Annotated in this window: 13 protein-coding genes; 2 read left to right on the top strand and 11 right to left on the bottom strand. The window is 64.7% G+C overall.

Going from position 1 to position 12,168, the window contains the following annotated elements:
• Positions 1-906, bottom strand: coding sequence for a chitinase (locus tag C4K88_RS07470; RefSeq protein ID WP_146065638.1), 906 nt, complete (start codon positions 904-906; stop codon positions 1-3).
• 451 nt (positions 907-1,357) lie between these two features.
• On the opposite strand from C4K88_RS07470, the gene C4K88_RS17095 reads away from it, so the two are divergent.
• A complete protein-coding gene (locus tag C4K88_RS17095) occupies positions 1,358-1,648 on the top strand; it encodes a hypothetical protein (protein ID WP_146065639.1) in 291 nt (96 codons plus the stop codon).
• 26 nt (positions 1,649-1,674) lie between these two features.
• The gene (locus tag C4K88_RS07475) at positions 1,675-3,081 is read left to right on the top strand and encodes a hypothetical protein (RefSeq protein WP_104121013.1); all 1,407 of its coding nucleotides are present in this window, start codon (positions 1,675-1,677) and stop codon (positions 3,079-3,081) included.
• 1,205 nt (positions 3,082-4,286) lie between these two features.
• Here the strand turns inward: C4K88_RS07475 and C4K88_RS07485 are convergent.
• The 10 genes from C4K88_RS07485 to C4K88_RS17905 all read right to left on the bottom strand — a co-directional run bounded on the left by C4K88_RS07485 (position 4,287) and on the right by C4K88_RS17905 (position 12,157).
• Positions 4,287-4,829, bottom strand: a complete 543-nt coding sequence (locus C4K88_RS07485) for a hypothetical protein (RefSeq protein ID WP_146065640.1) — start codon at positions 4,827-4,829, stop codon at positions 4,287-4,289.
• A 17-nt stretch (positions 4,830-4,846) separates the two neighbouring features.
• Positions 4,847-5,269, bottom strand: a complete 423-nt coding sequence (locus C4K88_RS07490; RefSeq protein WP_104121015.1) for an immunity protein YezG family protein — start codon at positions 5,267-5,269, stop codon at positions 4,847-4,849.
• Between the two features lie 274 nt (positions 5,270-5,543).
• The gene (locus C4K88_RS07495) at positions 5,544-6,437 is read right to left on the bottom strand and encodes a hypothetical protein (protein ID WP_104121016.1); all 894 of its coding nucleotides are present in this window, start codon (positions 6,435-6,437) and stop codon (positions 5,544-5,546) included.
• A gap of 176 nt (positions 6,438-6,613) precedes the next feature.
• Complete coding sequence (locus C4K88_RS17100; RefSeq protein WP_146065641.1) at positions 6,614-7,042, bottom strand: hypothetical protein; 429 nt, start codon at positions 7,040-7,042, stop codon at positions 6,614-6,616.
• 636 nt (positions 7,043-7,678) lie between these two features.
• Complete coding sequence (locus tag C4K88_RS17105) at positions 7,679-7,933, bottom strand: hypothetical protein (protein ID WP_146065642.1); 255 nt, start codon at positions 7,931-7,933, stop codon at positions 7,679-7,681.
• A gap of 409 nt (positions 7,934-8,342) precedes the next feature.
• The gene (locus C4K88_RS07505; protein WP_146065643.1) at positions 8,343-8,657 is read right to left on the bottom strand and encodes a hypothetical protein; all 315 of its coding nucleotides are present in this window, start codon (positions 8,655-8,657) and stop codon (positions 8,343-8,345) included.
• Between the two features lie 405 nt (positions 8,658-9,062).
• Complete coding sequence (locus tag C4K88_RS07510) at positions 9,063-10,778, bottom strand: SseB family protein (protein WP_146065644.1); 1,716 nt, start codon at positions 10,776-10,778, stop codon at positions 9,063-9,065.
• A gap of 24 nt (positions 10,779-10,802) precedes the next feature.
• A complete protein-coding gene (locus tag C4K88_RS07515) occupies positions 10,803-11,363 on the bottom strand; it encodes a hypothetical protein (RefSeq protein ID WP_104121020.1) in 561 nt (186 codons plus the stop codon).
• The gene (locus C4K88_RS17110) at positions 11,360-11,779 is read right to left on the bottom strand and encodes an antitoxin YezG family protein (RefSeq protein WP_146065645.1); all 420 of its coding nucleotides are present in this window, start codon (positions 11,777-11,779) and stop codon (positions 11,360-11,362) included. Before C4K88_RS17110 ends, C4K88_RS07515 begins: the two co-directional genes overlap by 4 nt.
• Positions 11,780-11,815: 36 nt before the next feature.
• Positions 11,816-12,157, bottom strand: a complete 342-nt coding sequence (locus C4K88_RS17905; RefSeq protein ID WP_104121021.1) for a DNA/RNA non-specific endonuclease — start codon at positions 12,155-12,157, stop codon at positions 11,816-11,818.
• Positions 12,158-12,168: the final 11 nt, after the last annotated feature.

A 12,168-nucleotide genomic window follows, 5' to 3' on the forward strand; every position in this document is an offset into this window, starting at 1 on the left:
CTAGTTCGAAGTGCCCGAGAAGCCGTTGCCCAGCACGTCGGCGAAGGCACCCGGCTCCTGGTCCAGACCGCTGCAGGTGTTCGACGCCTGGGCGGTCCCGGGATCGTCCGGGCCGCAGGGACGGTCCCGGTTGAGTGACCAGAGGGACATCCTTCCGACGCCCCTGTCCAGGGCGAACTCGTTGAGCTCACGGGCGGCATCGAGGTCGATGACCTCAGCTGGAACGTCGTTCAAGCCGATCATCGGCGTGAGACCGATGCGGTTCCACACCTCGTCCGCGCCGAGATCCTCACCCCGTTCCCGGTAGAGGGCCGAAAGCTGTGAGTGAGCACTGTCGGCTGCCTGGCGGGACGCCTCGACCATCGTCTGGTCGGCCATCCGACTCATGCTGTAGTTCATCGTCATGATGTTGACTCCGGCGAGCTGCACGTCCGCGTCGAGCAGCTGCGCGACGGCCTCCTGGCCCCGTCCGGTCAGCCCGTCGGGCGTCACGGGCAGCGTCACCCACACGCGCAACTCCTCACCATCAGCACGGTCGCTCTGAAGCCCGGCGATGGCCTCGGCCCGCCGGATCCCCGCGGAGGAGTCGTCCAGGTCGTCACCCTCGATGTCCAGGTCGATGGTGGTGATCCCATAGCGGTCGATGACCTCGGCGTAGGCGGACGCTAATTGCTCGGGATCGGCACAGGTGGCGGCGAGCTCGCTGCCGAGTTGACCGCCGAAGGACACCACCGCCTCGCCCCCGTCCTCCCTGAGGCGGGACAGGCGGTCGTCCAGCCCGAGTGCATCCCCGGCCTGGTCGAGACTGTAGACACCACCCCAGGACGGCTCGCAGGGGTCCTCCTCACCGGCGACGATGAAGGAGAGGACTGCCTTCGCCGCCGCGGGCGTGGGTGGTTCATCCACCTCGTACGTGGACGGAACCGTGATATCGACGTACCCGGCGAACCACGGGGCACTCTCGATCGTCGGCCGGGGATCGGGCTCATTTCCGCCACACCCCGTCAGCAGGAGGAATCCCAGAAACACTCCGGTGCCGAGTCCACGGTGTGTGATGCTTCCGAGTTCCCTCATCCGGACATCGTCCACGAGTACGGCGTTCCAGGACGGTGGCCCCCGTCGACGATCAGGGGGCGCTGCGCCGGGACGCGGGTGGACTGGCCAGTCATGACCCCATTCTGCCCTGCGCGTGCAACAGCCCCGGGCCCGCTGCTGACCCCGCCCCTACGCGGAGTATTGCCGCCACCTTTTTGGGCAGTAGGGGCTTCCCCGAACCGCGACCGGCCAGTAGGTGATCCCGCTGGACGAACGGATGTGCCTGATGGGCCGGGAGTGAAACGTATACTGCCGAAGGCTGATGATCGATATGCAGGCGGTCCAGTCCGGGCGCGTGGATCGACCGCGCCTGCGTCGATACCTGTCGGAAGGCCACAGCATGAGAAGGACCGCGACCCCCGCGTTCACGGCGTCGGCGCCGAGTGCTGATCGATCGTCGTCCGTCGCCATGACCGGGCCGGCGCCCAGTCACGTCGCGGGCGGTATTCGTCCGGAAGCGGTGGCGATTCCCTGTGGGGTACATCCGCTGCGTTTTACCGGCCGTCCGACGATCGACGCCCACGACATCCGACAGGGGCTTTCCGTCCGATGAGCACGCGCACGCTCAGAATTGTGCATGTGTCCGACGACGAATGGACCGTCGAAGGGCAACCGGTCACCGTTCCGCAGGGCCACGAAGCCCAGGAGTTCATCCTCGCCTACGCGAGTACGCGCTACCCGCCCGGGACGCTTGCCACCGTGTCCACCGCGGAGGGTGGCGCACGCAGGATCGCCTCGGTCGTCCTGCCGTCCCACCAGGGAGCACCGACGCCCGGAACACCGGAGCAGCCGGCCGCCGTCATCGCCCCGGCTCCGCCGTCGGCCACCGCCCTCCCGGCCCAGGCACCGCCGTCGGCCACCGCCGTCTCTGCCCAGGCACCGCCGTCGCCCACCGCCGTCTCTGCCCAGGCACCGCCGGCGGCGGGCCGCTCAGCCCGTCGCGCAATCATCGCCGCGCTTCTGGCGGCCGTGGTGCTGCTGGCCGTACTCGCCGCGATCATCGTGCCGCGCCTATCAGAACCGCCGACCGAGCAAGCGCCGATGGTCTGGCAGCAGACGTGGGCGGCGTCCCCGGAGAGCGGGCCGATCACGGCGGATGCGATGCAGCTGGCCGGGGCCGGAGTGATCCTGAATGTTGACGGCGGTACGGCCGAGGCGTTCCGGCAGGACGACGGCGAAGCCATCGGCTCTACCCCGGCCCCGGAAGGCTCACGTGTCGGAGTAGGACCGGACTTCATGGTGGTGGCGACCTCGACGGACGGCACCAGCTCAGGGGCAGTCATCACCTCCACCGGCATCGTGCCCTTCACTGACGAACCGGGGGCCCTCATCCGGCGTGGAACCGTGCCGTTCCTGGCCGGCGGGACCGGTGCGGAGCAGTTCGCCCTCATCTACCGGAACGATCAGTGGGAGGAAGTGGAGACGCCCACGCCCGGCCTGGCGCCGCTGGCCGCCACCGAGAGCAGCGTGGTCTGGCTGGGAACAGGGCGCAGTCTGACGCTCACCGACTACAGCGGCGACATCACCCGCGAGAGCACGCTGACGACGCCGGAGAACGCCGTCGAGGCCACGCAGCGAGCGTTCATCACAGACACCCTCATCGGTGTCGTCTGGACCAGCGCGGACGGGACGAAGGATCTGGTGACGCATGCGCTGACCACCGGGGAGATACTCGAGCAGACCCCGGTCGACGCGCAGATCTTCGACAAGACCGGGGCGTGGATCACATCATCCACGAGTCCGCCCGAGGTCGATTCTGCGGCAGTGCCACGGAGCTACTGGACACTCGATGGCGACACGCCCGAGAAGCTGAGCGCACCCTGCTCCGATCCGATTCCGTCCGGCCGCACCCTATGGTGTTCCGAAGGCAACATCTTCGCTGACAGCAGTGGAGCATCGCTGCCTGCAGGAACGCGCCCGATCCCATCACCCACCGACACCGTTCCCGCGATCAGCGGGGATCAACTGGCCCTTTACAGCCCCTGAACCGAGGAGCCCTCATGTCCGCCCACCGTAAACCGACGATCCACCGCCGCTCGACGCTGGCGCTGGCAGTCCTCATCGGCCTACCCGCGCTGGCCCTGTCGCAGGCGCCCGTGGCTCATGCGGCTGAGATCGGCCGGCTTTCCGAGGGACAAGACACGTCCGTCGCTGCCGCCGTCGAAACGGACGCTCCCGCATTTCCGCTGGCACTGGCCGACATCGATCGGGTAATCCCCGAGGTTCCTGGTCCCGCGGACCCCGACCCTGAAGGCCCCGGTCCCGGCCGTCCCGGCGGCCCCGGCGGCCCCGCTGACCCCACCGTTCCTGGCCCCGGAGGTCCCGGAGGCCCCGGTCCCGCAGACCCCGACCCGGTCGACCCCGTCGACCCCGTGGTTCCCGGTCCCGCAGACCCCGATCCCGAAGGCCCCGGTCCCGCAGACCCCGATCCGGTCGACCCCGTCGACCCCGTGGTTCCCGGTCCCGCGGACCCTGATCCCGAAGGCCCCGGTCCCGCAGACCCCGATCCGGTTGACCCCGTCGACCCCGTGGTTCCCGGTCCCGCAGACCCCGACCCGGTGGATCCTTCTCCCGTCGTCCCGGAGGAACCCGCTCCGGGTGACACTGATTCCGTAGACCCTGGTCCCGCCGTCCCTGGTCCCGTCGCCCCCTCGCCTGGTGGCTCCGCTCCGATCGTGCCGACAACACCCGCGGCGCCGACGAACCCCGTCGTCGCCTCTCCCGGGGTTACATCTCCCCTGGCCGTCTTGCCCGTCGCGGTCTCGCCTGCACCTGCGGCCCTCGCGCCGTCGCAGCTTCCCGAGGTGAGCGGTGCGGCGCCCACCAGTCCCACCGCCTCCTCGACTTCTGTCGTACGCCCGGCCACATCAACACCCGCGGTGTTGGCCCGGACAGGAGCCGATGGAACGGTGACTCTGATGATCAGCGCCCTGGGGCTCATCGGTGCGGGTGCAGTTGCTTTCGTCGCCAGCCGTTCCGGACGGAAGAGAACCGCGTAGGGATCACCCTGGCTTCCGGGGTTGCTCATGCAGTCCCTCGATGATGTTCACGTTGAGGGGCCGACGCCCTCGGTCAGTTTCGACCACCTCGGTGACCTCGCTGGTTGGCGGCTCCCCGGGACACCACTCCGCTCCATGGTGTTCCGGGGTCATCACTGCGACCCATCGAGTAGACGAAGGACTTGAGTCGGATCAGGGTCTGGCGTGCTCGACGCCGGTCGGCTGCACCTGGCGGACGTCCCCGAACAACGGCTCACCGCTCAACGTGTGGATCGAATCCACGATGTCCTGGAAACCCGCATTGAGATAGAACGTCGCCTCCGTCGCCCGCCCGGCCAGCTTGAACTCCAGCCGCCGGCCCGATCCTCGGCCTTCCGCGTCCTCCATCGTCAGCGTCGCCCCAACCCCTTCATTCGGAGTGATCACGAACCCCGGTCGCGCGAGCGACGGCGAAAACGGAACCAGCAGACGCCCGTACAAGTACCGCTGACGCTGCTTCACACCCGATCGGAACAGCACGTACCGCAAAGCATCTTCCGGCTCCGTACAGATCACATCGGGACCGCCGTCACGGTCACCCTGATGAATAGTGAAGAACACCCTCACCGCACCCGGCGCACCACTGATCACGATCCCGTCCGTCTTCGCGTCGTAGCAGAGCCACTCACCGTCCCGCCACACCGGATGGATGCCCCCGAACCACCGGGCTGCGACCGCCAACAACTCAGGATCCAACGACGCCTCAAGAGACCTCACGCATCACCCCGCGCAATACGCTCCCGCCACCATACCGGCACCGCCTCCTCAGCCCGCGGAAACAGTTCGAGTTCCAGAGCATAATCATGCGCACTGACTTCGAAGCCAAAATCTGGCTTCTCATCGTAGTTGTACTCGACCGATAGGCCGCCCGAGGAGGACATCGTCATCGTGAATCCAATCCATGTGCCTGCATCGGGCACGTATAACGCCCTTTTCAACTCGTCAATCTTGTCGAGCAACCTTGTCAACGGCGCATGCGCCCTCTCTTCGCCGGTAGCGCGTTGAACGAAAATCAGATCGGACATGAAGTTGCCTACGCCCGCGTTCACATAGCGAAATGATTCCCACCCGGGTGCAACCGCTCCGTCGATCTCACGAGCTATATCCTTCTCCAACTCGGACTGTTTGGTCATCATGTTCGCAGCCTTCCATCGGTTCCTTTAATGCCTCCCACCGCTGTGCCGTGCAGGTGACCACCGTCATAACGCAGGGGCCCCTCGACGTCGGTGCGATTGACTCCCGGGTACATCTCCTCCATACCCGAGCGACCCGCAGAGCGCTGGACGCTCTCCGACCGGAAGCTATCGCCCGGTCGGTAGTCCTCGATGTGGGTGTGGACCGTCCGGCCGGGCTGTCAGTCCTGCATGGGGCCCATTGCCCGGTAGGTCGCTCCCTAAGCCGAGACTGGGATCAGCTGGTCGTCCGTGTCGGAAGGTTCTGCGGGATGTTCTGCACGAACTCGACGTCGGTCACCGCAGTCTCCGGGACCACCGTCCAATACACGCCCGCGTCAGCCTTGTTCAGCCCCAGACCCTCGGCGACCCCGGAATCATGTCCGGTATAGGACAGGCGGAACACGCGCTGCCCGTCCTGCTCCGCCACCGCCGTGATCCGGAACGGCTGACCCTCGAACCGGCACCGCGCAAGCAACTCGAACACCTCGTCCACCTCGCCGATCGGGACGATCCGCCCCCAACACCCCCGACCGGTCTGCCGGAACCCGGTCACCCCGGCCGGCGGGGCCGTCGACGCCGCCAGCATCACCTCAGCCCCGCCAACCAGCACATCCGCGCTGAACCGGACGCCGTTCCAAACCGCGACCCACCCCATCACCACCTCGGGCACCCGGGCCGCGGGCTGGGCGAACCCGCTGGTCGGCAGGACCGTCCACCCCCGCGCCACATCCCGGTACACCGCTACCAGTTCCTCCCGGGCATCCGCATGCACCCGCCACAGCTCAGACTCCACCGGGATACGGCACTCATCGAGGAAGTACAGGGGCGCGAACCCGCCCTCCCACGCCGTGAACCCATGACCCTTGAACGGCGGATGATCCACGAACTCGGGAGCGACCGGCGTCGTCACATACACCGGCAAAGGATCCGCGAACCGCAGGACATCCACGAACTCCGCCGCAGGATCGAACGGCGACCCCGGGAACCCCAGCCCGTGCGCCTCGAACAACTGGGCCGCGGACAGCTTCGCCACCTCCCCGGCGCCCACCACATAGCCCGCGACCGTGTCCTGATTGCCCTCCACCAGGAACCGCGTATGCGCCGGACTCAAAGCCTTCTGAAAAATCACGGGAACCCTCTCAACACGACACGAACCAGCACCCGAAAACCTCTACCCCGCTACGCTGAACCCTACGTCCCGGCCTCACCGACCCGACACCCGCAACACCGAGCCTACGTCAGGCTCGTAACGATCACACTCCTGAAAGGGGGTAGTCCCTCATCGTCTCGCTGACGTCAGTGAGATCACTGGCTGACGTCAGTGAGATCACTGACCGGCACTCTGCCCGACACACTGCTCCGATCGAACATCTCCCAGGAGTGCTTCCCGGCGACCAACGCCAGGGCAATTTCTCGAGGAACATCGGCCGCGAGGAAAACATATCCTTGGGCGTCGAAGCCCATGACGTCAAATCTCCGACCCTCCCAGGTGGCCTCGGTGTCCAGACGGACGAATCGTGTCACGTCCTTTGCGGAGACAACTTTTGCGTATCCAGGTGGCCTCTCCGCCAACTCGGAGTCATGATGCTGAAGCCTCCATCCTCCGCCCGGCGGGTGGTCCCCGAACCATCTGACGTAGAACTCTGAATCGAGTTCTACCGCTGGGTACAAGCGCCCCTCGAACTCTACCCAGTGGCCGGTTGCCCGAATTTCGCTGCTGTCGACCGGAATCATATGTCTAGGTCCTCTCGATTGCTCTCTGATCCCGACTCCGGCCCCGCCTCCCACGCAGCGATCACGCCCGCGGAAGAGGAAGCTCCCTCACAGTCTCGACGACGTCAGTCAATTCGCTGACCGGGACCCTGCCCCATACGCAGTCCTGATCGAACCTCTCCCAGGAGTATTGGTCCGCTACCAAGGCCAGACCAACCTCGCGAGGGACACTTGCTTCGAGGAAGACATATCCGTGGGCGTCGAAACCCATCACACCGAATCTCGGATCTCCCCAAGTGGCACGGACATCTAGACGGACATAACGGTCGACGTCCGTTGCAGAGACATCTCTTACGAATTCATGCAACCTCCCTGCCGGCCCCGAGGAACGCTGTCGACGCCGCCACTGCTCGCTTGGCGGGTCGGCCCCGAACCACCTCATCTCGAACGTCGGATCAGACCGTACCGTCGGATACAAGCGACCCTCGAGCTCCACCCAATGACCCGCTGCCCGCATTCCGCTGTCGTCGACTGGGATTACATACTCGGAGCCCCTCGACTGTTCACCCTTCAGTCCGTCCTCCTGAACCTCCAGGCATCTTCAGGCTGTAGATACCTCACGATTGATCGCTCACAATCGAGCCCTGTCCCCCAGGTCTAGCTGCCTATCGCAGTGATTTCTTCGTTGACATCTGACAGTTCAGCCCAACCGACGATACCGCTGACCTGCCATCGTCCAATGATGTCGAGTCTGTCGTTCTCCCGCCCGATTTCCTGAGCAAGCTCACGGGACACTTTGCCCCAGATGAACACATCACCTGCATGATCGAATCCCATAACGCTGATTACGTTTCCACGCCACGTCGCAGTAGTAGAGATCCTGACGTAGAGGTCGACCTCCGAGGCTGCCACGGAGCGATGAAAGGCCATAGCTTTAAAACTCCCTACCTCCTGGGAACGAACCGGTTCCCACCCGGTCGACGGCGGATGCTGGTCGGCTGACCATATCGTGAACCCGGGGACTGACCTCGTTGCCGGATAAAGAGTGCCGTTCCATTCCGCCCAGTGATCAGTGGCGTGAAGGCCGGTAGGATGCTCGAAGAACCGGGGGTGGAAACTGCACACGATTCTCCGTCCGATATTTCTGACGTTCTGCACGTATTCATCCCGTGGACCTCAGAAGAACAGCGGCGTGACCTGTGGACAAATCCCACACCTCAGCGCATTTTGTCATTGTCATCGCTTCAGTAGCCTCGTATCCGGGGACGATCAGCCGCAACCTCATTCTGTCCCATTACTGTGATTTCCAACGCCGCCTACTCTAGCCGCGCTCCACGCTCTCCTCCGCGTGCGGATACCGCGCCCGACCCGCCGGGTGAGATGAGAACCTGACAACCGGGATGCACACCGCTACCCCTCGTGAGAGCGCGATGCAATCATGTTTGATTTTCTCAACGGCGGGATCGTCGAGCAGGTGCCAGATCTGGAGGGACCCGTTCGTCTCCGGCGTGCCCGCAGGGTCGATCAGGACGCCCGCGAGTCGCTGCCTGGACACGAGCTGCATCACCCACTCGGGGGTGAAGGCCCGAACCGCCGCGGCAGGGTCGAACGCCGCGACCTCGGCAGCCGAGGTCAACACAACATCATCGAAAGTGGAAGCTTCCTCACCGTCTCGACGACGTCAGTGAGTTCGCTGACAGGGACCCTGCCCGGCACACTGCTCCGACCGAACATCTCCCAGGAGTTCTCGCCAGTGACCAACTCCAGAGCAGTTTCTCGAGGAACATCGGCTGCGAGGGAAACATATCTTTGTGCGGCGAAGCCCATGACGCTGGATCTCCGACCTTTCTCGTTTGTTCGCTCATCACAAACTCGTTACCGCATCGATACGACGCCACTGATTCCCGGCCAGGACAGGTCGATGATCGCCCGACAATTCCCACATCTCAACGGGAGGGGCAACATGGGCCGACGGCGACAAGAGAGCACCAGGATCGACGCGCGTACGGGACCGTGACATCCGACGACTTCGCGCCCGAAATCAGTCGTCGCTCCGCACAATCCGCTGACGCCACCACTCCGGAATCGAAGCCGCAGCGCGCGGGAACAGCTCCAACTCGAGCTCATAGTCGCGAGGGCTCGGGTCGCTGTCGAAATCCGGTTCGTCGTCGAAGGTGTAGTCGACGGTCAATGCCCCGGAGGTGGTCAAGGTCATGGTGAAGCCGAGCCAAGTTCCGACCTCAGGACGATAGGCGACCTTTTTCAGAGCTACCAAACTATCCGGAAGGTCCGTGGGCGGAAACTGGGACTCTTCGACACCGTTCCTCACGACGTAGAGCATGTCGGAGTACACGTTTCCCACTCCGATCACCTCGAACCGAATCGAGTCCCATCCCGGCGCCACAGCAGCATCGATCTGCCGCGCGAGGGACACCTCGAGCTGGCGTTGATCGACCATCGGCTCTGACTGGTTGCCCTGAGCGCCGGACGCTGGGCCTCGGGGGTCATCAGCAGCCCGGAGCCCCCCAGGCTCCGTGGACCCATCACGGGAAGATGCCTCACCCGCTGACGTTCGTGGCGGGCCGTCAAGCGAAGGGTTGTCGAGCAGGTGCCAGATCTGGAAGGACCCGATCGTCGCCGACGGGCCCGCCGGGTTGATCAGCATGCCGGCGAGTCGCTGCCCGAACACGAGCTGCACCACCCACTCGGGTGTGAAGGCCCGCACCGCCGCGGCAGGGTCGAACGCCGCGACCTCGGCAGCCGAGGTGAACACGGCGAGGTGGACTTCCGTGGACCCGTCCTTCTCGACCGGCACGGTCAGAGGCTGCTTCCTGCCGTTCCGCTCGATCTCCCCGAGGAACACCCTCGTATCACCCAGCATCGCCGTGAACAATTCCTGCTGCGATCCCTGACGCAGCACCACCTCGCGCAGCGCCGCATTCGGCGGGCCCTGCAGAGCGAACTCGAGGTCCGGACGGGCCAGAGCACACGTAGGACCTGCCGGGTTCACATACACCCAGCCCACAGCCGCGTCCCGCAGCACCGTCTGGAGGGCTAGGACACCCGGCAGCGCGAGTGACTGCGGCGCACCTGATCCGGCCGCCTGGCCCCCGAGGAACCGCGCGAGTTCGCCCTGGTCCGTGAAGACACCGATCGCCGGAACATCATTCGCCCCCACGAAACCACGCAGGACAGGCGAGGCGGGATCGGAGCCGGTCACATCCACCAGCAACTCCCCGGCCAGGCAGGCGCGCAGCACATCGATCATCGACCGCTGACCTGGATCCTGCGCGAACCGTACGACGGCGTCGGCCACCCGATCGTTGCGCACCTCGCCCTTCGGCGTCGATGGCCTCCAGACCAATCCGTCCCTCGCCTGCTCCACGACATCGACCACGGGCCCCGGCGTGGACGTGAACACCACGTACGCCACACCGTCACCGGAAACGAGTTCGCCCAATGCGCGATCGGCGGCGTACACCACCTCCGCAACGGAACCCCGCCCGTCCGGGGCCGCAGCCTGACGCACCACCGCCTCCACTCGGCCCGCACCACCGATGGTGACGGCCCACAGGCCCTCACCATCCACGAACTGCAGCGGCAACCCGCACTGCTTCAGGAAGGCAGCCACGGGCGTGTTCTCGTCGGTATCGAACCATCGACGCACTACCCCGGAACCAGCAGGCCGGACGAACCTCGACCTTCCAACACTCACCCGCACAACAACACCACTTTCATAAAAAGCGAAGACCCGCACCTCGGGCTGGGAACCACAAGCAGGTCAGGGCCTGGCATTCTCGACGCCGGTCGGCTGCACCTGCCGGACGTCCCCGAACAAAGGCTCACCGCTCAACGTGTGGATCGAATCCAGGATGTCCTGGAAGCCCGCATTCAGATAGAACGTCGCTTCCGTCGCCCGCCCGGCCAGCTTGAACCCCACCCTCCGGCCCGACGGTCGGCCTTCCGCGTCCTCCATCGTCAGCGTCGCCCCGACTCCTTCATTCGGTGTGATGACGAACCCCGGTCGCGCGAGCGAGGGCGAAAACGAAACCAGCAGACGCCCGTACAAGTACCGCTGACGCTGTTTCAGACCCGATCGGAACAGCACGTACCTCAAAGCATCGAGCGGATCCGTGCACACCACGTCGGGCCTGCGACGGTCACCCTGATGAATATTGAAGAACACGGACACCGCGCCTGGCGCACCACTGATCACGATCCCGTCCGTTTTGGCGTCGTAGCAGAGCCATTCGCCGTTCCGCCACGCCGGATTGACGCCCCCGAACCACCGGGCCGCGACCGCCAACAACTCGGGATCGAACGACGCCTCGAGGGACGTCACGCGTCACCCCGCGCAATTCGCTCCCGCCACCACGCCGGCACCAACTCCTTGTCCCGAGGATATGATGCGAGCTCGAGAGAGAAGTCATTGGCCGTTACGCTCAGACCGAAACCAGTTTCCCGGTCGTAATTGTAGTCGAGCGTAAGGCCCCCGTCAGGAGTCAAGACCATTGTCAGCGAGATCCATGTGCCCTTGCCGAACTGGGCCACAGCGTCTTTCAGGTCGGCGAGTAGATTTTCTACCGAAGAAGGAGGATCCAGTCGCTCTTCCTCCCCTGACCGAACGGCGTAGCTGAGGCAGGTGGTGACATTACCCATCAGCGTCGCCTCGAAGCGCAATTTATCCCAGCCACCGGGAACTGCACCATCAACCTCTCGTGCTAAAGCTACTTCGAGTTCACGCTGTTCTATTTGCATAAAGTGCACCTAATCCTCAAGACGACATGGCGTGGATCATCCGACCACTTTGTTCGGGAAGTACTCCCGCGGCTGCCTCAGGCCATCAACAAAGTACGTGACCTTGAAACCTTCTGGCGTCGACCCAGTACCGAATATACTCTCGATGTCGAGTGTCACCCTTCGAGCCGGGGGTCCCTCCGCCAACCGTATAAGATTGCGCTCCAATTGGTGGAAGCTGGGCACGGACGTGGATCCTTGATTGAGTGAGCTGAGCATGGGCTGAAGATTGATTCGCTCGGGAACGCCACCGGCTGCCAGCCCGTGAAGATGTCCGCCGTCGTAGTGGTACAAACGGTCCAGTTCAGTGCGATTGACTCCCGGGTACATCTCCTCCATACCCGAGCGAC

Origin of the sequence: Arthrobacter pityocampae, from assembly GCF_002927275.1 — a bacterium.
In the GTDB taxonomy this organism is placed as follows: Bacteria; Actinomycetota; Actinomycetes; order Actinomycetales; family Micrococcaceae; genus Arthrobacter_D; species Arthrobacter_D pityocampae.